This window comes from Gimesia maris (assembly GCF_008298035.1).
In the GTDB taxonomy this organism is placed as follows: Bacteria; Planctomycetota; Planctomycetia; order Planctomycetales; family Planctomycetaceae; genus Gimesia; species Gimesia maris.
This window is the reverse complement of record NZ_CP042910.1, coordinates 1,221,633-1,240,767: the sequence shown is the minus strand read 5'-3', so window position 1 is coordinate 1,240,767 and position 19,135 is coordinate 1,221,633. Positions and strand designations below refer to the sequence as shown.

Genomic DNA, 19,135 nt, shown 5'->3' with positions numbered 1-19,135 from the left:
TGAAGACGAATTAATCTGTTTCTCTTAGACATGCTGTGCACGTCTGGATACAATTAATCCCGTTTGAGATGCCTCCGCAATGAGGTGATCTTACCGTTGAAATACAGTACTCAAATCGATGCTTTCACAATCGACTGTTTTCTGAAGCAGGAAATGATCGTGATGAATACCAGGGAGCCCTGCCTATGAACCGTCGACTCTTACTGACTCTGTTCTGTTGTGCGATCTCGTTTTCTGTCGCTTACGCTGAAGAGGAACAGACAGAGAAAAATGAATTTACTCCGGTAGACCTTTCCGGACATTTCACACAAACAATGCAGAAAAAATTAGCCGAGTACGACAATCCAAGTCTGCCGCCCGGCACCTATAATTTTGGCAATGTCGAGTTTGAGCTCGGCACTGGTATCATTCAGCTTGGCAGTCTCTACAAACAAGAGTGTCCTGACAAGGTTACCAAAATCGAAGTCAATCACAAATTAAAAGCGCTGTATCTCATTCAGGGAACTGCTTTCGGAGGGGGCCCCAACGTTCCAGGCTCAAAGTCTCATGTTCAAGATGGCGCCCGGGTGGGAGAATATGTGATCCACTACGAAGACAAAAGCAAAGCAGAAATTCCCATCGTCTACGGTAAAGATGTACGCGACTGGTGGTTCCGCAAAGATGAAAAAGAACCTTCTGACAGCAAGGTCGTCTGGGAAAACGACAACAAAGCCGCCGGTCGATACAAGTGCCGGGTACGACTCTATATGACAACCTGGAAGAATCCACACCCGGATAAGAAGGTGGTCAGCATCGATTATATCGGTCGCAAAACTGAAACCGCAGCGGCTCCCTTCTGTATGGCTATCAGTTACGAAAAATAAAACGTCTTTCTAAAAACGAGATTCAATCATGCAACTCCTGCGCTCTCAGCTTCATTCAGTCTTAACAGTCACGATCGCAGTTTTGCTGCTCGTGGTTTGCAGCAACGGGTTGGCTCAAAATCAGAAGCCGAAGAAAAAACAGCCGCCGTTCCAGTGGGTGAATGAACTCAAACAGAAAATTCCGGGAGTGCAACATGCCACCTTTCACAGCCCTTCCATGAACCTGGATGTAGGCTACTGCATCTATCTGCCTCCCCAGTACAAAGCAGCGGGAAACGAACAAAAACGTTTTCCTGTGGTCTACTACCTGCACGGCGGTCGTCCCGGCAGTGAAACTAAAAGTGTACGTCTGGCACAGCAGATGCATCAGCATATTTCTGAAGGTGAAGTGGCACCGATGATCTATGTGTTTGTCAACGGCGGCCCTGTGAGCCACTACAATATGGCCGACCGAAATAATGCGATGGGGGAAGATGTCTTTGTGAAAGAATTGATTCCCCATATCGATGCCACTTATCGTACCATCGCGGACCGCAAAGGCCGGGGCATTGAAGGCTTTTCACAAGGGGGGCGTGGGACAACCAGAATCATGTTTAAATATCCGCAACTCTTCGGTTCGGCAGCACCCGGTGGCGCCGGTCATTCGACCGAAAAGCGAATCTCGGAAGAGAACGGACAGGAAAGCCCCGGACTGGTATTTGCGAAAGGGGACAACACATACGACCTGGCACGGAAGTACGCCCGTCATCCGGAACCGGAGCTCCCGATTCTGATTCATGTCGGCACGAAAGGCTTTAACTATCAGAATAATCTTGCGTATATGGATTTTCTGAAGTCACTGAAGATTCCGTTCGGAAAACTCATCGTCCCCGATGTCCCCCACAACGCGGTCAAAATCTACGAAAAGGATGGTTTGAAAATCATGAAGTTCCATGCAGAGAATTTCCGCAAAGCCAGTCAGCAGTAACAGACGTTAGTTGAAAAACTCGATGCGCATTATGCTTTGGGAAGTTTATTCAAGAGCCGTTTCGCTTTGCTTTTCCAGCGAACAAATTTGCGGGCGATTCCCCGGGGACTGCCATTGATATCCAGCAGCATCGACTGCAATGTCTTCCGGGCGGTCTGATGGTCGCCTGCTTCTGCTTCCAGAGTCGCCAGCAGATACAACGCTTCAGGCTGACGCCAGCGCTTTGTATGAACCACAAGTTGCTCCCGCGCCTTTTCCGGTGTATCCAGTTCGCAGATTGTTTTGCAATACATCAGTGAAACATCGCCGAACTTATATTCCGCATCGATGGCCAGTACTTTCTGGCAGAGCGACTGCGCTTCCTGGAAGTCTTTGAACTTCATTTTCATTTGCGCGGCCCCCCACAGCGCCTGCAGGTTGTCGGGTTCTTTGGCTAATGCCTGCTGGTAGGCAGCCAGGCTTTTCTGAAAGACGCCCGCATCTTTCAACGCATCTCCCCAGCGTACAAACTGGTAGGCATTGCCAATCTGCATTGCTGCGGTCTCCAGTTCATTCAATCGACGCTGCCGCAGCAAAGGTCTGGCAAACTCCGGTAGTTGAAACTGATTTGTCGGCAGCCAGCGGAGAAAGAAATAGATCAGCGCGCCGAAAGGCTGAAATATCAGGATCACCCAGAACCACAGAAATCGGTCCGGATCTTTCCTGAGACAATCCACGAGCATCCAGACCCAGAACAGCAGGTACAGGAATGCAAACCCGCTCTCCAGAAATGACCAGAGTGGTGAAGGACCTTCATACATCGTCGGGTCATTCAGGAACGGATCCTGGGGAGGAGAAACGGGTTCTTCTTGTGCAAACATACGCTCTTGAATTTCTGCTAGATCTCAATGGATTCAAACATTGCTTATTGCAAACCGGGTACTTCTCCCAGCCAGGAAGCAAAATACATGGCGCGCGGTACTGTCGAATCCAGCAGCGCCTGCTTTCGATTTTCCACCTGACTGGCTTCTGCTGAACCAAGCAGTATATCTGCCAGTGTAACAGGATGTCGGTATCTTATCACACGCACTTTCTTGAGATTTGTCATTTCCTGTAATCGGGCCAGCGCATCTTCCTGGTAGCCAATTTCATCAATCAGCCCGTTCTCCCTGGCATCCGTCGCCGGATAAATCTGCCCGGTGGCCAGCTTCTTTACCTGTTCATAATCAAGATCTTTACGGTTGTCGGTAATGATATTCAAAAATCGCTGATACGATTCATCCAGAATATGGTCCCAGATATCCCGTTCCCGTTGGGTCATCTCCCGAAACGGATTCAAGGCATCCTTAAATTCTCCCGTTTTCAAAGGGTCAGATACGACCCCCACTTTCTCAGCCAGACCACTCAAATCAAAACGGGGTATGATCACACCCAGCGAACCGGTCCAGGTGGTCGGCTCTGCAAAGATCACTCCCTCTTCACCAGCCCCCATCGCAACATAATAACCGCCGGAAGCAGCCATCCGTTTCATGGAAACGACAATGGGTTTCTTTTTACGTAATTCCACCAGACGATGGTATATCTGATGGCTGTCGGCAACCAGACCGCCGGGACTGTCAATTTCCAGCAGGATGCCTTTGACCTGCTTATCTTCATGCGCGGTTTTGATCGATTCCAGAATCCGCTCCGTAAACGGCGGCATGATCGTGCCCGTTATCGAGATGATCGCGATTTTATCAGAGGCAAACTGATCTCCAGTCTCAAACTGCTCTGTGGGACCGCCTGCGATGGTGAAGTATTCCTGATACCAGGCATAAAACCCCAGGTTTAAAAGTACGGAGAGCATCAATAACAGAACCAGGCCGCGCGTGATCCACCGTCTTGTTGGCGGTGTTGAGAGACGGCTTTCTCCCACCTTTGATCCGGTCTTCTCTGCTGATGCCTGTTCTTCCTGCATCGCTGTAACTCCTTTTATTTTCGCCGTTTCGAATCTAGAAACCGCTGGCATACTTCAGTAAATCGCTGACCTGACCGTTCGAAGAACAGCCTGATAATAAATGTAAAGATAGCAAACCTGCAGCCGATGGCGACCCTGCGGCGAGATTATCGATAAAAACGGTCATTCGGGTCACTACAAAGATCCCGCCAGATTCTAGTTCTACAATCGACATAGGCATCAAAACCGGAGCAGATTAACGACGATAGAATTCCCAGCAGGGCTACTCTGCATGATTGTGTCGATTATGTGGAACCAGACAATTGAAAGCAATATACCGATTAATGAACTCTCGTTCTTTCGGGAAATCATTCATTCGGGAACTTTTTTGAGTACTGCTGTGAAACTATTTTCAACAGGACTCAAGGCTCAGGAACCAGGAGATTTCAGGAGATGAAAGCAGGAACTCGCTTCTCCGCTCGCGTTATTTTATTTAGCGCAATTTCTGGCTTAGTGCTTACGAATTTGAATTACCTTTCTGCGGAAGAGACTTCTGTTGAGATCAATTCAATACCGCGTTCAAGTACCAGGACAGTGCGGAACCCGCAAAGTACATTGAAGAATGCCATTCAACGTGAAATGCATTCAGCACGTCGCAACACCACTCTGCCACGTGTTCGTTTTCCTCAGACAGAACAACAGCCTGCTCAAATTCAGCAGACTGGTTTTACTCTGAACCCCAAAGCACTCTTCCAGAAAAAGAGCAGCGAACCGGAACAGAAACGTCAGATCATCGTCAACAGCGCAGCACAATCGACCGCGCCCCAATACAAAACTGCTGTTCCACTGCCCGAAGCAAAACCGGGACAGAGCGAGATTCAGCGACAGCTCGAAGCATTGTATCGCCGCGATGGCCGTCAGATGCCTCCCATGTCGATGGAGGCACTCCCCAAAACGGCAGGCAATGCCGGCAGTGGACGCGGAACTGTCAATACCTCTCCCGCTCCCCAGCAGACACCAGCGACAACTGCCAAAGCCACACCGGCTCCTCAGCAGACAGCACCGCAGAACTCTGCCCCCAGGAACGTGATCGTGGTCCCACAGCAGAGCGTAGCACAGGAATCTGAAGAGAAGCCGAAATGGTATGAAAAATTCCTGCCATCCAAAACTAAGAAAACTCCGAAAAAACTGCCGAAGTCGAATCAGATTGCGAAAAAGGCACCCGTTGAAACACCGGTAACAGAACCGGCAAATCAACCTGTTTCGCCAGAGTTTGACCCTGCTCCTGCTCCCGAGGCTCCCTCGATCGTAGCAGGCCCGGAACAACCAGCCGACACTCCAGAGTCCGTCGCCAGAACCATGACGCCGGCGGGGGAAGAACTGGATGAAGACGAACTCGAAGAACTGCGGGAAGAAGCCGAAGAACGACTTGAAGAACAGCGAATGGCTGCAGAAAAACTGGCGAAAGATGCGTCTGTGGAAGTACCCGCAATCGTCGAACAATCGCCTGCCTCCGAAGACGGAAAGGTCGTCATCAATCCAGAGGACGATTTCAAAGACCTGTTTCCTGAAATGTCGGAAGAAGAAGCCGACAGCCTGAGGAAAGCCAAAGCGGTTGAGAATAAAGTGGCTGATAAACCGGCGAGCACTCCCTTCAGCGGACTGGCTCTGGAAGAAGAAGGTTTGAAGAAAACCGCGGATAAACCGGCTGAACCTGCACAGGAAAAAACTCCTCAGCTTGCCCAGGAAAAACCGGCGAAAGAATTCAATCCGTTCGAACCACAGCCACAACCGCAACCCACTGCGGAAAAAGTGGCTAAGGATGAGAATCCGTTTGAAGTCCCCGTCGAAAAAACGGCAGAGAAAGCAGAGATGCCTGCCGAAAAAGTCGCAGAGACGGAAAAACCGGCTGAACAGCCCCTCGAAAAGGCTGAACAACCCAGCGAGAAGATTGTAGAAAAAACCGTGGAGAAACCGCTGGAAGACAATCCCTTCCAGGCTCAACCCGAACCGAAACTGGACACCCCGGCTCCTGCACCAAAGAAACAGGTTGCCGCGAGTGAACACGACAGTTCGATTGACCAGAAACTGGCTCTGATTGCCAGCCGGGGAAATATCAAAGGCCTGAAAGGCTTCTGTCCGGTCGCACTGCGAGACAGTCGACTCCTGGTAGACGCCCGACCGGAATTCAGTTCTTCCTACAAATCGATGAACTATCAGTTTGCCTCACTGGAAAACAAATTGAAGTTTGACCGCGAGCCAGCCAAATACGCACCGGCTGCAGGCGGAAGTGATATCGTAACGCTGGTTGACAAGCAGGATGACCAGGAAGGTACGCTGGACTTCGCGTCCTGGTACAAAGGTCGCCTGTATCTGTTCAGCAGTAAAACGAATATGAATGTATTCATGAAAACTCCTGCTCTCTATGTAGGCGTTGAATAAAAAGTGAGCTTTGTTCCTGCTGCTCCTGGTAAGCTCCCGATGGTCTTTATGATCATCGGGAGCTTTCTTTTTGATTGAGCAGCCCCATCAACCACTGACCCCATCAACCACTGACCCGATCAACCACTGCTCCGAACAACCACTGAAAAGTTTCGACTTGACTCCCCCCTGCCCTCCATCAGAATAAGCGTCTAAGTGAGTCGCGCGCGTGACCAGTTTACAGTGCACTGAAACACAAGCCACTTGTTCCATGTCTTCACTAAAAACAAGCCTGTTTTTTCCAGTTTTACACTGCCTGAAACCACACCCGTTCGTGATGTCACTCTGCGGGTCGCCACACCATCGACAAGCTTCAGCCCGGCACCGCCTCGACATCGCAATCGCTCGCCCCGGTATCAACCTGTATCGCCACAAGGTTCGAAAAATCCCCTTGCTCCCCCCACGCCACTCCCTAAGATAACCCTCGCACAAATAAACAAACCCGATTCCCCAAACCCCAGACATCACCGTATCCTTTCATGTCATTTTGTTTTTTTCGTGGTAGAACTATCGAATTGCCGGGTGTCACAGTCGGCTTGCCCGACTGTGCTCGAATACCTCTGCCGCCTAAAAAGCGGGTAGGCCCGGATGCACATCCAGGCCGAGCGCAGCGAGCAGGAAACTGACGGATCAATTCTCAAGCATAAATTACGAACGACCAGCTGAATTGTAGGGGTTGACCCATGTGTCAACCCGTAGAAACAGCATTCACTTCTTAATTAACAACCAACCTGCCAACAGATTCTACCCGATCTCCCCACCCCCACGCAGATAAACATCCCGCACCACTAAACTGATACAGTGTGTAATCTTAAGTAAAGCGAACCCAATAGCCGAAGAGCGTTAGCTCCGGTTATGTCACGAACTGCAAAAACCTGACGAACCCCAAACAGATGATATAAAAAGAAAAGGTAGCCCGGATGAAACCCTCAAATTTATTTTTTTCACCACGAATAACTCGAAAGGACACGAAAGTAAATGTGGGTAAGCCCGAATGAAATTCGGGCCGAGCGCAGCGAGCAGGAGGTCGCAGCTCCCGCGTTCAATCAACACCAGTCCGTCTCATCAGCAAAAATCAATGAGCCGCAGAGCGTTAGCTCCGGTTATGTCACGAACTGCAAAACCGCAACGAACCCCAAACAGGTGATATAAAAAGAAAAGGTAACCCCGGATGTAACCCTGATATTTGTTTTTTTCTACCACGAAAAACACGAAAGTAAATGTGGGTGAGCCCGAATGTAATTCGGGCCGAGCGCAGCGAGCAGGAGGTCGCAGCTCCCGCAATCAATCAATACCAGTCCGTCTCATCCACGAAACTCAATTAGCCGCAGAGCGTTAGCTCCGGTTATGTCCCGAACTGCAAAAACCTGACGAACCCCAAACAGGTGAGATAAAAAGAAAGGGTGCCCCCGGATGCAATCCGGGGTTGTCGCAGACAACAGGAAACGATCAGGGATATCCCACAATACAGGGCAACACTTCACACACCGGGTGCCACTGTCGGCTTGTTATTTAGACCGGACACATGATACACAACCGTTCGAACACTTCACCATTTTTCCACTGAAACCTACGAACTGCGCAATCGATCCGTTATCATATCCCCAGAGAGACTCAAGTATTCACACACCCAAATCCGTCACACTTTGACCACAAGAAAACAGAACACAACGATGAATCACATCCTTTCCGCTGCCTGGCTCAGCATCACAGTTCTTTCGGCATTTCCCGTCTCTGCTGCGAATCCGGAAACCACCGACGCTTCACAGCGGCTCTACGATGCCGGCGTTCCCGAGACCGGCTACCTGACGCTCAAGACAGACAACTACACTGTCCCCCTCGACGCCGCCAGTGGCTGGACCATCGAGAAGATGCTGTTTCGCGGGCAGGAGTTCGGCCTGAACAACGGCCACTACGGAACTGTCTTACGCCCCAAAGGCGAACAGTGGTGGGGCACCGGACACAAAGAAGGGGGCCGCGAAGTCGTCCATCAGATCAAACTGATCGTCGACGGCAAAGAGACCCCCATCACAAAGACCAACGAGACCATCACTGGCAAACGGATCGAGTTCATCAAGGATTCCACGATCTGGAAATTCAAAGTCCGCGCGGAAATCATCCTGACCAATTCAGAGATTTATGAACGCACCCAGATGGTGGCTCAGGAAGACGTCGACCTCGACCTGCTCTATTACTTCATGCACTGCTTCCCGCCCACCTCCACAAAATGGATGGCCCAACTCCCCGATGGCTCTATTGAGGAGGGTCCACTCTCCCACTCCAGGAAGATGGCGGTCAGCAAAAACACAACCTGGGTCGCGCAATACAATCCGGAACAGCAGCTCAGTTCGCTCTGTTACACACCCCGCGTGATCGCCGGCAACCAGAGCGCCAGCATGATCTGGGACCTCGACCGTTACCACAAATACTACCTCCGCCACAACAACGGCCAGTCCTTCAAAAAAGGCGAGACACTCGACTTCACCGTCATCGTCAAAGCCATCCCCGACGAAACCGGCAACTGGCAAGCCACAAAGAAATCCGCCGCGGAAATAATGAAACAGTTCCCAGCGGAGAAACAGACCGGTGAAAAATGAAACGAGTATCAACTGCCGGATGTTTTTCGGATTCTGCACAAATTTTTCTATTCGGGGTTGAAGTGTAGAGCTTGGTTTCGCATTCACGACATGGTTATCTGTCATTCATTGGCAATTTTGCGGAAGGTATTTATTGGATAAATGTTGTTTGAGGCATCGCCGTCTCCGTTGAACGTCCGCATCCGTCCCCGGCAATCAACTCCCATCCCTGGGTAGCGAGAATATTCAAACCACGCTGAAGTGATGGCTCGTAGGACTGGTTCGGAGATAATTTACCGTCAAGACCTGGAGCGCATCACATTTAACCATCGCGTCTCCCGATCTATTATACTCGATCCAAATGGCCTTGGAGACGCTACAGTAAAACTGGACACAGTCAAGTTTATCGATTTCCAATCGAGGAAAAACTTTATAAACCTGAGGCGGCGACTCTGGTTTGGCCTTCGGTTCGGCTGCCAGTGAACAGGCGATCGAAGCAGTCGCGATTGTGAGAACTGCGAAGCAGGCAAATAACCGTTTCATTTGTATTTCCTTATATTGTTCGTTGCAGGTTGACCCAGTCCTTAACGGCAGATGTGACGCGCTCCAGTTATTCATCGCGGGGTTGACTGGAGGACTCAGGAACCAACAGTACGCGAAACCCGTTAGCGTAGTAGCGAGTCGTGGGAGTGCCATCGGAACGCCGGGCGGAGCGAACGGCTGATGGCTGAGTACTGAATGCCCCGCCACGCGCCACACGGAGTTGAAATCTGTTCATTCCAACTGGATCAATCACATTTGCAGCATCGTAGAGGGCAAATCCATCATCGCACCATTCCCAAACATTTCCGTGGATATCGAACATTCCAAAGGCATTCTTCGCCTTCTGTCCGACCGGCTTCGTGCCGATACCACCCATGCCTCCATACCACGCATAGTCAGCCAGCCTGGACTGATCATCTCCAAAACAGAACCAACCTGGATTCCCGGCACGACACGCAAACTCCCACTCGGCTTCCGTAGGCAGTCGGTAGGTCCCTTTGGCTTCACTGCTTAACCATTTGCAGAAAGCCATCGCATCATTCCATGAAACGTTGACAACCGGATGAGAGTCGCTCTGCCCGGTGTCAAATCCAAGGTTCGTGTTCCACAGGAATTCGGGAGATTGAATCCATTTCCCATCTCTTCTGCCGTAGCCCCCCTTGCCGTCCTCTTCCGCATCCGTCTTGTAGCCTGTGGCTTCGACGAATTGACGAAACTGTCCTCGGGTGACAGGGTGAATGCCCATACTGAAAGGAGTCGTCAGCGTAACTTTGTGTTGCGGTCCCTCGGTGGGAATCTTCTCCATGAACCAATCAGGCATTTTCTTCGCCCTGGCCTCCGTCAAGAACTTTTGAATCTCCTCCTCGCTGCTCCCCATCACAAACTCGCCAGCGGGGATGAGGCAGAACTTCATGCCGATTTTGTTCTCGTACTCCACCGGCACGCTGAAATATTTTGCCCACGCTTTCTGATGAGACTTCGCCTGCTTGTCATCGAACGGTATACGTGCGGGCTTCGGAGCGTCGGCGGGCCAACCGTGCCAGTCAGTAGCTGATCGGGTCCCTGACGAATTGCCGATTATTACGTTTGGTTCCAGACTCATCCGCACCACCGTTCGACCATTGCGGGTGATCGACACCAGTTCCTGGTTGACCGGCTTGCCGTCTTTAAGAGCAGAGACTTCGTACTCTCCGGGACGAAGGGTCAATTCCTCAACACCACCTCCGGTAATGGTGACCTCCTCGCCATTGATTGCAACCTTCACGTCGGAATCGTCAGTTTCGATCACCAGTGTACCGGAACCTGTCGTCAGTCGGATCACGGTCGAGGCGAGCTTTGTCACGCCTGTTGCTTCGGTGAAGCCCGCCAGGCCGAGGATGATTACCACGGCTGCGGCGATTTTCACCAGCGGACTTTGCCCTATTACTTTTCTGCGGCCCGGCCGGGTTGCTGAGACGTCAACGGGAGTCTCTGTGGCAGTTTTTGACGGATCAGGAATCTCTGGAATGCGGCCAGCCTGCAGATCGTCGGCACACCGCTCGAGTAATTCGCTCACTTCTCGAGCCGAGCTGAAGCGTTCAGCAGGATTTTTAGCATGCAGATGACCAATCAACTCACACATCCAGGATGGCGTTTCGGGAATGATCTCCAGAATCGAACGCGGCGTCTCCTCAGTCACGCGTTTGAGCACCGCAATCGTCGTCGGCGCGCGGAATGGTGGACGACCGCTGACCATCTGGTACAGCACGCTGCCGAGGCTAAACAGGTCAGCTCGCTGGTCAAGATTCTGACCATTGGCCTGCTCGGGAGCCATATACATTGGCGTCCCGGCGATCATCCCCGACTGAGTCATGCTGGCGTCGTCGACCGTTCTAGCAAGACCAAAGTCGGTAATCTTAACCCGTTCCTCCATGTCTCCTTCCAGGAGGATGTTTCCGGGCTTGATATCGCGATGGATCAAATCCTGAGCATGCGCAGCCGCCAGCCCCTCTGCGATCTGTTTGCCCAGCCGCAGCACGCTGCGCAAATCCAGCGGCCCGTGTTCTTCAATTTGCTGTTGCAGAGTCCGGCCAGGAATGAATTCCATGACGAGGTACGGAATCGGCTCTTCTTCGACCGAGTGAATCCGAACGACGTTTTCGTGTCGAATCCGGGCTGACGTGCGGGCCTCGCGCAGGAACCGCTTACGAGCTGGCGACATCGAGGCCATTTCCGGGGCGAGGACTTTGATCGCAACGATCCGTTCGAGCTTGGTGTCAAAAGCCCGCAATACCATGCCGAAGGCTCCCTGACCAACGACATTCAGGACTTCGTAATGGCCCAGCAGGCCAAGTGAGTCCTCACGAGTCGCCGGTTCGAGGTAGCTGAGGGGAGCTTCGCTACTCATGTGTTGTGGGTTCTGATTCATGGTTATACCCGCGAGAGCCCCTTCGCTTCCGGCATCGGGCGTGAATCTGTTTCCGCAAACGGTTATCGGCTTGACTCCATCGAAATCAGGAGGGCCTTCCAAAACAGGATGCTCAAGAAAGCTGCCGGCGCTGTCTGACAGCGTTAGCAGTTTCTGGACCGCTTGCCGCAATTCGAGATTGTCTCCACAAGCCGAGTCAAGAAACTGGTCGCGTTCTTCCGTTGAATCGATGGCGATCGCTTCTGCAAAGATGGATTCTTCGTTCATGGTCAGCACCTCAATAGAGAGTGAAAAAGGGTTCAACCTACAATGCGATATTTTTCGATCAACCCCCTCACGGATTTCGCATTTTTTTTAATCCCTCTATTCTCCGCTCAACTTTCTTGCTCCTCTCTAAGTTCACGCAGCAACCAGACTCGCGCATATCGCCAGTCGCGCTCAGTAGTTGCGAGCGATACCCCCAATGCCTGGGCGGCTTCCGACATGGACAGCCCGGCGAAATAGCGCAGCTTGACCAGCGTGGATTTTCGTTCATCCAACAGCTCGAGCCGATGCAGTGCCTCATCGAGGGCAAGGAGATCTCCGCAGCGATCGGGGGGTGAGATGAGATCTGGATTCAGTTCGACCCGATGAATCTTTCCGCCGTGCCGAGCCCGTGATTTCCGTCGCGCCGATTCGACCAGAATCCGCCTCATCGCCTCGGCAGCAGCCGCAAAAAAATGGCCGCGTGAGTCCCACTGTTGAGCTTGCTCTACATCGACCAGGCGAATGTAAGCTTCATGCACCAAACCAGTGGCCTGTAGTGTTTGGTCCGGCCTCTCATTGGCCAGTCTAGCCGCTGCCAATTTGCGCAGTTCGTCGTAGACGATCGGCAGCAACTGCTCGGCCGCTTCGGGGTTCCCGTGTTCAATGCGAGACAAAATCATAGTCACGTCAGACATGCAACATAAAATACCGCCTGCAAATACGTATGTAAATATGAGGTCAGAAAATATAGCATCTGGCATGGAAAAGGGTGCTTTAATCCACGAATTGACGTGATACTATGACCGCCGTGACAAGCCTCCTGCCTGAACCGCAGGTGTGGGCAGATTTCTATTCATCCTCCCCTGAAATCGCATGGGAGGGTGCTTTCTATGTTGTTCAACGAGACTCCGGTGCAACCGATTGTTGTCAGGTGTTTCCCTGTGATGTTTCTTCTGACAGGTTCTTCACTGTCAGAATGAGATGCCGGAAACCTTGCAGAGAAAGCGTTTTACAAGGTGAATGTGATCTGACTGCAAAAGCTGATTACGTGTGGCTTTTGCAATGGATCATCGAATTTGACTGATTAGCTGGTTCCCTGGTTTATCAGAGCGCATTATGCGTCATTTGCGATCAGTTGAGCTGACATGTCAGCAGGAGACCTTGTCGAATGATGTAATGGAATGGGAAGTCTGTTTGTAATTCGCATTTCTCCATTTGATGTGCAATAAAAATCGATTCGTAAACTGTTGTCTGGCGTGTTAAATTTAAATTTCCCGCCTGGCTTCAGTGATGCGATATCAGGCAGGTCGAGCGTAAATAAGATTGAATAAATAATGATCTAAGACAGAATGTCATGCTTCAATCGATCAGGATCGGAATGGGTTAACGCTCTGAAACAAATGATGAATTTCAGTCGATTCACAGTCTGAAAACGTTTTCCAATTGCTGATTGACAGGCTAGTGCCTGGCCTCACTTCAAGCAGATGACACAATGTCGCGCTCGCATTGCCTCAACCTTGCGGAGGAGAACTGCATACTTTTGAAGCGTGCCGGGAACATGATTTGCTGAACGTTTCCATGGCGAATTATTGGTATCTTGAGCCATTCATTTTCAGACAAGATTCGGTATGAAGATGATTCATATGTGAAGAATCTTCTAAGAAATAAATTTGATCGCAGAGATAAAATCATAATTCAGAAAGCGTCTATTCATCATTCACAGGAAGAGGTATCCCCATGAAGGCAGTCGTATTTCACGGAGTCGGCGATATTCGACTTGATAATGTACCAGAGCCAAAAATCAGGGAATCGACCGATGCCATTGTCCGCTTAACATCGAGCGCGATTTGCGGTACAGATCTGCATTTCATTCGAGGCACTTTTCCCGGGATGCAGGAAGGAACCATTCTGGGGCATGAGGGGGTGGGCATCATTGAAGAAGTGGGGAGCGACGTCCGCAACTTCAGTCCGGGAGACCGCGTTGTCATCCCTTCCACAATTGGATGTGGATCGTGCGCGTATTGTCGGGATGGTTATTATGCGCAATGCGATAATGCCAACCCAAACGGGAAAGATGCCGGAACTGCATTTTTTGGAGGACCGCAAGGCACAGGGCCCATTCAGGGCCTGCAAGCGGAATATGCGCGAATTCCATTTGCAAATGTCGGCCTGGTCCGCCTGCCAGATAATATCATTGATGAACAGGCCATTCTGCTTTCCGATATTTTTCCCACAGGTTATTTCGGTGCACATCTGGCTGAAATCAAGCCCGGTGATACTGTCGCAGTGTTTGGATGCGGACCGGTAGGCGTCTTTGCCATAATCAGTGCGCACTTATTCCAGGCTGGTCGAGTCATTGCTGTCGATTGTGTCGAATCTCGTCTGGAGATTGCCCGTAGTCATGGTGCTGAAGTAATTAACTTCGAAAAAGAAGATCCTGTTGAGACAATCAAAGACTTAACGGGAGGCATCGGCGTAGATCGTGTGATCGATGCGGTCGGAGTTGATGCGCTGCATCCTCACCGGGAGACTGCGGATGAAAATGAAAAACAACAACAGCAAAAATATCAGCAGGAACAGAGTAAGATTATTCAGGAGCAGAACCCTCAAGGAGATCTCTGGGTTCCGGGAGATGCGCCTTCTCAGGCATTAAGGTGGAGCGTTCAGTCGGCAGCAAAAGCGGGAACGCTTTCCATTATTGGCGTGTATCCTCCGCAATTAGAATCATTCCCCATCGGTCAGGCAATGAATAAAAACCTGACCATTAATATGGGGAATTGCAATCATCGTCGCTATCTGCCTCAATTAGTCCGGCTGGTTAACAGTGGCGCGGTAGAACCTTCGACAGTCTTAACCCAGGAAACGCCCATTGTTTCTGCGATAGAAGCCTATGAATCTTTCGATCAGAGACAGGCAGGCTGGATGAAAGTGGAGTTGCTGCCTGCTGGATAACTTTATTCTTTTACCGATAAAGGATTTCTCATGAAACCGCGAGATGAAAAAAATGATCGACGCGAAATGGAAGCAGAGGAGAAACCAGGAGAGATCCCTGATCCGCCTCAACCGGATGAAACTACAGAAGGAGATGGCACGACTGGATCTGAAGGAGGCGGCCCCAGAATTGGTTTCGGAAAATAATCAATTTCAGGCATCGTGTGAGCCTTCCCTTTAGTTATCGATCCCTCTGGAATGCCAGACTTATTATCAGCTCGGATGCAGATGATGGACCAGCTTCCAGAAACGAAGGCTCAGAACTGTTGAACGAAAATAATGGTTTCGTTCGAAACACAAGTAGAATCAGATTCGCTACTGGGTGAGACGAATCACAGTCTGAGCTCTGCCGGCTGATCTTGTCTTCCCAGCTGCATCGCCAGCTTTCATACCAATGTTTTCGTTTCCATTTCATCTCACTAAAGCGCATCACATTTAACCATAGCATTTCTCAATCGAATATACCCGGTCTAAATAGTCTGGGTGACGCTAAATTAAAACTGGACACAGTCCGGTGCCGGTGTCCTTTGGTTTCTCTCAACTCAGATTGGCAAGCAGATTGGCAGCCAATCGACCAAATTGATCACCTTAAATCTCCTTAGTTAAGCCAAATCAAATCGGCACATAAATTGCGTGCCTGATATTTTAATTGACTTGTCTGTTTCTTACTCATTTTACAGAAATGGAGTTTATCATGCTTCCCTCAACCGTAGAGCGTGTTCCACAGCATACCTCTGAAGCTGTAAACGCACAAATTCGTCGTGAAACGGAAGAACGAGTCGCTATTCTCGCCGCTGCGGGGCGGGAGGCCATTGATCAACGGCTGAACGAGCTTAATCGTGAATGGGACATTGAGCGAACACTGGAGGCGAACGCCGCGACACTTTCACTCGCAGGGCTAACACTTGGCGCAACCATTAATCGTAAGTGGTTCCTTTTCCCTGGTATCATATCTGCATTTCTTTTGCAGCATGCCGTTCAGGGATGGTGTCCTCCGTTACCCGTTTTTCGGCGTTTGGGAATTCGAACGGCTTCTGAAATCGATTACGAACGCTATGCGCTGAAAGCATTACGTGGAGATTTCGATCATCTGAAAAACGGGTCGGAACAACTTGCATCCGAACAGCTCCTGCAGACGATGCGACGTTAATTTCAAAATTCATTTCGATTCATGAATGATCGGTACATTCTTAACCAAAATATCACCGGGAGAAACACATGGCTGACAATATGAAAATCAATGACGAGGTGACAGTCGGGCCGCAGCCTTCTGCGGAAGAAATCAATCAACTCAGCCAGCAGGGATTCAAATCTGTTGTCAACTTTCGCACAGAGGGAGAAGATGAACAACCACTCTCTCCCACTGCCGAAAAAGAGAAGGTGAACGATGCGGAAATGGAATATCTCCACATTCCGGTATCGATGAAAGCGATGGGACCGGAGCTGGTGGATGAGTTTCGAGAGAAATACCCGCAGCTCCCCAAGCCAGTGTTCGCTCATTGCAAGAGTGGTAAGCGAGCCGGGGCAATGGTCATGATGCACCTGGCGGTCGAGGAAGGCATGGGAGGTGAAGAGACTCTGCAGAAAGCTGAAGCGATGGGATTCGAATGCGAACAGGAAGAGCTTCGGCAATTCGTCAGGAATTATGTAGATCAACACGCCCCATAACCAATACACTCAATCACGAAAGGCCAAACATTGTGCACTTTCATCAATGCTTAGTACCAGGTCTGGCGATCGCATCCTGTATTGTCAATAAATTCAACGATATTACAGAAGTCTATTCCGCTCATGGAGCAGGTTCGGATACCGTTTTTACCATCCTGTTTCAAGCGAATGAAGCAGGTCAATAAGCAGGGGACGGCCAGCATTGAGAACAGGCTCGCTGGCCAGAAAAGTAAGACGAAAAAACAACTGATTATTTTAGAAGTCCACACAGACAAAGAACGGAACGATGGCCATATAGAAAAATCCATCCACATTCACGGAGGCATGGGTGACACGTCTGCCTGGCAGGCGGCGGAACCTCCGAAGTATCATGATGCCACGCAATACCGAACTCTAAATTCAAGGAGGTATGAGATGAGAATATCTTTAATCCTGACGTCACTCATCGCGCTGACTGTGATTGTGTCACCAGTTGAAGCCTGCCCCTATTGTAAATCGGAAATCGGTAAAGAAGTCGCCGCTGGGATATTCAATGATGACTTTATCCTCAACGCCGTACTGACTCTGTTGCCCGTTCCGATTTTATTATCAATCGTTTATGTGATTAATTCCGGGATACCGTTTTCGAAAAATAACTCAAAGGAAAATGCCAGCCAGCATCCGGATTCTCGAACTACCTTAGTGAAAGCTTCAGGAGCAGAACATGACTGATCATCTCGACCGACGTCCGTTGATTTCCGCGGGTACATTACTGGGTATCGGCATGGGGGGTTTCGTGGACGGAATTCTGTTTCACCAGCTTCTCCAGCTTCATAACATGTTATCTGCGAAATTGCCGGTGCGCGATTTAGAGGCAAGAAAGCTTGCTGTTCACCTCGAGATCAATATGTTCTGGGATGGTCTGTTTCACGTCTTCACATGGGTAATGACTGCGATTGGAATCGCCCTGTTATGGCACGCGGTCCGTCTACAGAACGTCCCGTTGACTACCCGAACATTTGTGGGATCACTCAGTCTCGGATGGGGACTGTTTAATCTGGTCGAAGGGGTGATCGATCATCATATTCTCCATATACACCATGTCACTGAAACCAGCAATCACCTGATTTGGGACCTTGCATTTCTGGGAGCCGGTATGGGACTAATCCTGGTGGGGTGGTACCTGATTCATTTTGATAATGGTTATAAAAAAGGGGAGACATAAAAGGGGGGATTCTGACTTCCTCACATTTAAAGATACGAAGGAGTTTTCATTATGAATAATCTGTTCCAGGAGAAATCCTGGCCGCCTTATCTCGTCGGTGCCGGAATTGGTATTCTCAGCTGGTTTGCCTTCCTGACTGCCGATCACCCACTGGGTATCACCACTGCATTTGAGCATACAGCTGCCTTGATTGAAAAATATGCCGCTCCAGCTCTAGCCGAAAGGAACAGTTACTTCGAGAAAGAGTCGCCAAAAATTGGCTGGGAATGGATGCTGGTCGCGGGGGTCTTCATTGGTTCTTTTATCAGTTCCAAAGCCTCTGGTGATCGGAATGCTCCCGCAGTGCCTCCCTTGTGGCAGCAACGATTTGGAACATCTAAAAGCAAACGATATGCGGCTGCTTTTATCGGTGGAACGTTAATGCTCTTTGGCGCGCGAATGGCTCAGGGATGTACCAGCGGGCATGGCATCAGTGGAACTCTGCAGCTTGCTGTTTCAAGCTGGTTATTTACCGCGATCTTCTTCAGCACCAGTATCGGGACTGCTTTTTTATTTTTCGGACGGGAGGGAAGGAAAAATGTTTGATCCTATCTGGAAACTGGCTTTAGGTTTATTTACCGGGATTCTGTTTGGCGTATTGCTGCAAAAAGGGCGCGTAGCGAAATACCAGGTAATACTGGGCCAATTCCTGCTCAAAGACTGGACCGTGGTGAAGATAATGGGGATGGCAGTGGTTGTGGGAGCCGCTGGGATTTATGCGGTTTTACCAACTCAAACCGTTTCCTTGCACCTCAAACCGCTGGCATGGGGGGGAATCATTTTCGGCGGCCTGTTCTTTGGTTTTGGAATGGCAATTTTTGGCTATTGTCCGGGTACAGGAGTCGCAGCCTGTGGTGAAGGACGTAAGGACGCCTTTGCAGGCGTGATTGGAATGTTGATGGGGGCAGGAATCTATGTCATCGCTTTTCCACCATTGACTGCATTCCTGAAGCGGTTCGGCAGTGAAGGAAAAGTTACCTTACCTCAAATCACCGGGACGAGCCCCTGGCTGTGGATCATCTCTCTGATTTTAGTAGCAGTGGTAACGGTTTTTTTCTCCTCGCGAAACCGACATGAAATGAGGACGAAGCAGATGACATCCTGAGTAAAAGGGATGAAATTGAACGCAGCGTTACAATTCGTGGAGGGCTGATGGAAACAAACAATTCGACAAACACTCTTCTTTGCTTTTTGAATCAGCAGAATCCGAAGGAGAATGCTTCTGTCGAAAGATC

General features: G+C 50.2%; 17 protein-coding genes. 12 read left to right on the top strand and 5 right to left on the bottom strand.

Going from position 1 to position 19,135, the window contains the following annotated elements:
• Nucleotides 1-185: 185 nt before the first annotated feature.
• Nucleotides 186-863, top strand: a complete 678-nt coding sequence (locus tag GmarT_RS04755) for a hypothetical protein (protein ID WP_002646454.1) — start codon at nucleotides 186-188, stop codon at nucleotides 861-863.
• A gap of 28 nt (nucleotides 864-891) precedes the next feature.
• A complete protein-coding gene (locus GmarT_RS04750; protein ID WP_002646455.1) occupies nucleotides 892-1,830 on the top strand; it encodes an alpha/beta hydrolase in 939 nt (312 codons plus the stop codon).
• Between the two features lie 29 nt (nucleotides 1,831-1,859).
• Here the strand turns inward: GmarT_RS04750 and GmarT_RS04745 are convergent, their stop codons facing one another.
• Nucleotides 1,860-2,690, bottom strand: coding sequence for a tetratricopeptide repeat protein (locus tag GmarT_RS04745; RefSeq protein WP_002646456.1), 831 nt, complete (start codon nucleotides 2,688-2,690; stop codon nucleotides 1,860-1,862).
• Between the two features lie 44 nt (nucleotides 2,691-2,734).
• A complete protein-coding gene (gene sppA / locus GmarT_RS04740; protein WP_002646457.1) occupies nucleotides 2,735-3,766 on the bottom strand; it encodes a signal peptide peptidase SppA in 1,032 nt (343 codons plus the stop codon).
• Nucleotides 3,767-4,339: 573 nt separating this feature from the next.
• On the opposite strand from sppA, the gene GmarT_RS04735 reads away from it, so the two are divergent.
• Together GmarT_RS04735 and GmarT_RS04725 are read left to right on the top strand one after the other, a co-directional pair.
• Nucleotides 4,340-6,187: a hypothetical protein gene (locus GmarT_RS04735; protein WP_149302458.1), complete on the top strand. Its 1,848-nt coding sequence runs from the start codon at nucleotides 4,340-4,342 to the stop codon at nucleotides 6,185-6,187.
• Between the two features lie 1,712 nt (nucleotides 6,188-7,899).
• On the top strand, nucleotides 7,900-8,823 hold the full coding sequence (locus tag GmarT_RS04725; protein WP_002646462.1) for a hypothetical protein: 924 nt from the start codon (nucleotides 7,900-7,902) through the stop codon (nucleotides 8,821-8,823).
• Nucleotides 8,824-9,048: 225 nt separating this feature from the next.
• Here GmarT_RS04725 and GmarT_RS04720 read toward each other — a convergent pair whose 3' ends face one another.
• From GmarT_RS04720 to GmarT_RS04710, 3 genes are all read right to left on the bottom strand, one after another.
• The gene (locus GmarT_RS04720; protein ID WP_002646463.1) at nucleotides 9,049-9,345 is read right to left on the bottom strand and encodes a hypothetical protein; all 297 of its coding nucleotides are present in this window, start codon (nucleotides 9,343-9,345) and stop codon (nucleotides 9,049-9,051) included.
• Between the two features lie 67 nt (nucleotides 9,346-9,412).
• The gene (locus tag GmarT_RS04715; RefSeq protein WP_052301251.1) at nucleotides 9,413-12,019 is read right to left on the bottom strand and encodes a bifunctional serine/threonine-protein kinase/formylglycine-generating enzyme family protein; all 2,607 of its coding nucleotides are present in this window, start codon (nucleotides 12,017-12,019) and stop codon (nucleotides 9,413-9,415) included.
• Nucleotides 12,020-12,126: 107 nt separating this feature from the next.
• A complete protein-coding gene (locus GmarT_RS04710) occupies nucleotides 12,127-12,693 on the bottom strand; it encodes an ECF-type sigma factor (protein ID WP_044237834.1) in 567 nt (188 codons plus the stop codon).
• A 1,042-nt stretch (nucleotides 12,694-13,735) separates the two neighbouring features.
• Between GmarT_RS04710 and GmarT_RS04705 the strand changes: the two genes are divergently transcribed.
• The 8 genes from GmarT_RS04705 (at nucleotide 13,736) to GmarT_RS04675 (ending at nucleotide 19,005) form a co-directional block, all read left to right on the top strand.
• Complete coding sequence (locus tag GmarT_RS04705; RefSeq protein ID WP_002646466.1) at nucleotides 13,736-14,950, top strand: zinc-dependent alcohol dehydrogenase; 1,215 nt, start codon at nucleotides 13,736-13,738, stop codon at nucleotides 14,948-14,950.
• A gap of 30 nt (nucleotides 14,951-14,980) precedes the next feature.
• The gene (locus tag GmarT_RS29385; protein WP_002646467.1) at nucleotides 14,981-15,136 is read left to right on the top strand and encodes a hypothetical protein; all 156 of its coding nucleotides are present in this window, start codon (nucleotides 14,981-14,983) and stop codon (nucleotides 15,134-15,136) included.
• A 547-nt stretch (nucleotides 15,137-15,683) separates the two neighbouring features.
• A complete protein-coding gene (locus tag GmarT_RS04700; RefSeq protein ID WP_002646468.1) occupies nucleotides 15,684-16,139 on the top strand; it encodes a DUF2892 domain-containing protein in 456 nt (151 codons plus the stop codon).
• Between the two features lie 68 nt (nucleotides 16,140-16,207).
• Nucleotides 16,208-16,657, top strand: coding sequence for a protein tyrosine phosphatase family protein (locus GmarT_RS04695; protein ID WP_002646469.1), 450 nt, complete (start codon nucleotides 16,208-16,210; stop codon nucleotides 16,655-16,657).
• Between the two features lie 414 nt (nucleotides 16,658-17,071).
• The gene (locus GmarT_RS04690; RefSeq protein ID WP_149302457.1) at nucleotides 17,072-17,368 is read left to right on the top strand and encodes a hypothetical protein; all 297 of its coding nucleotides are present in this window, start codon (nucleotides 17,072-17,074) and stop codon (nucleotides 17,366-17,368) included.
• Nucleotides 17,361-17,861, top strand: a complete 501-nt coding sequence (locus GmarT_RS04685) for a DUF2243 domain-containing protein (RefSeq protein ID WP_002646471.1) — start codon at nucleotides 17,361-17,363, stop codon at nucleotides 17,859-17,861. The genes GmarT_RS04690 and GmarT_RS04685 overlap by 8 nt, the downstream gene beginning before the upstream one ends.
• 51 nt (nucleotides 17,862-17,912) lie before the next feature.
• Nucleotides 17,913-18,446: a YeeE/YedE thiosulfate transporter family protein gene (locus tag GmarT_RS04680; protein WP_002646472.1), complete on the top strand. Its 534-nt coding sequence runs from the start codon at nucleotides 17,913-17,915 to the stop codon at nucleotides 18,444-18,446.
• Nucleotides 18,439-19,005, top strand: coding sequence for a YeeE/YedE thiosulfate transporter family protein (locus GmarT_RS04675; protein WP_002646473.1), 567 nt, complete (start codon nucleotides 18,439-18,441; stop codon nucleotides 19,003-19,005). The genes GmarT_RS04680 and GmarT_RS04675 overlap by 8 nt, the downstream gene beginning before the upstream one ends.
• The last annotated feature ends 130 nt before the right edge of the window (nucleotides 19,006-19,135 follow it).

Excerpts from the sequence above, each read along its gene's own strand:
- GmarT_RS04755 (WP_002646454.1), top strand. The coding sequence starts at position 186 with ATGAACCGTCGACTCTTACTGACTCTGTTCTGTTGTGCGATCTCGTTT.
- GmarT_RS04750 (WP_002646455.1), top strand. The coding sequence starts at position 892 with ATGCAACTCCTGCGCTCTCAGCTTCATTCAGTCTTAACAGTCACGATC.
- GmarT_RS04745 (WP_002646456.1), bottom strand. The coding sequence starts at position 2,690 with ATGTTTGCACAAGAAGAACCCGTTTCTCCTCCCCAGGATCCGTTCCTG.
- sppA (WP_002646457.1), bottom strand. The coding sequence starts at position 3,766 with ATGCAGGAAGAACAGGCATCAGCAGAGAAGACCGGATCAAAGGTGGGA.
- GmarT_RS04725 (WP_002646462.1), top strand. The coding sequence starts at position 7,900 with ATGAATCACATCCTTTCCGCTGCCTGGCTCAGCATCACAGTTCTTTCG.
- GmarT_RS04720 (WP_002646463.1), bottom strand. The coding sequence starts at position 9,345 with ATGAAACGGTTATTTGCCTGCTTCGCAGTTCTCACAATCGCGACTGCT.
- GmarT_RS04715 (WP_052301251.1), bottom strand. The coding sequence starts at position 12,019 with ATGAACGAAGAATCCATCTTTGCAGAAGCGATCGCCATCGATTCAACG.
- GmarT_RS04710 (WP_044237834.1), bottom strand. The coding sequence starts at position 12,693 with ATGTCTGACGTGACTATGATTTTGTCTCGCATTGAACACGGGAACCCC.
- GmarT_RS04705 (WP_002646466.1), top strand. The coding sequence starts at position 13,736 with ATGAAGGCAGTCGTATTTCACGGAGTCGGCGATATTCGACTTGATAAT.
- GmarT_RS29385 (WP_002646467.1), top strand. The coding sequence starts at position 14,981 with ATGAAACCGCGAGATGAAAAAAATGATCGACGCGAAATGGAAGCAGAG.
- GmarT_RS04700 (WP_002646468.1), top strand. The coding sequence starts at position 15,684 with ATGCTTCCCTCAACCGTAGAGCGTGTTCCACAGCATACCTCTGAAGCT.
- GmarT_RS04695 (WP_002646469.1), top strand. The coding sequence starts at position 16,208 with ATGGCTGACAATATGAAAATCAATGACGAGGTGACAGTCGGGCCGCAG.
- GmarT_RS04690 (WP_149302457.1), top strand. The coding sequence starts at position 17,072 with ATGAGAATATCTTTAATCCTGACGTCACTCATCGCGCTGACTGTGATT.
- GmarT_RS04685 (WP_002646471.1), top strand. The coding sequence starts at position 17,361 with ATGACTGATCATCTCGACCGACGTCCGTTGATTTCCGCGGGTACATTA.
- GmarT_RS04680 (WP_002646472.1), top strand. The coding sequence starts at position 17,913 with ATGAATAATCTGTTCCAGGAGAAATCCTGGCCGCCTTATCTCGTCGGT.
- GmarT_RS04675 (WP_002646473.1), top strand. The coding sequence starts at position 18,439 with ATGTTTGATCCTATCTGGAAACTGGCTTTAGGTTTATTTACCGGGATT.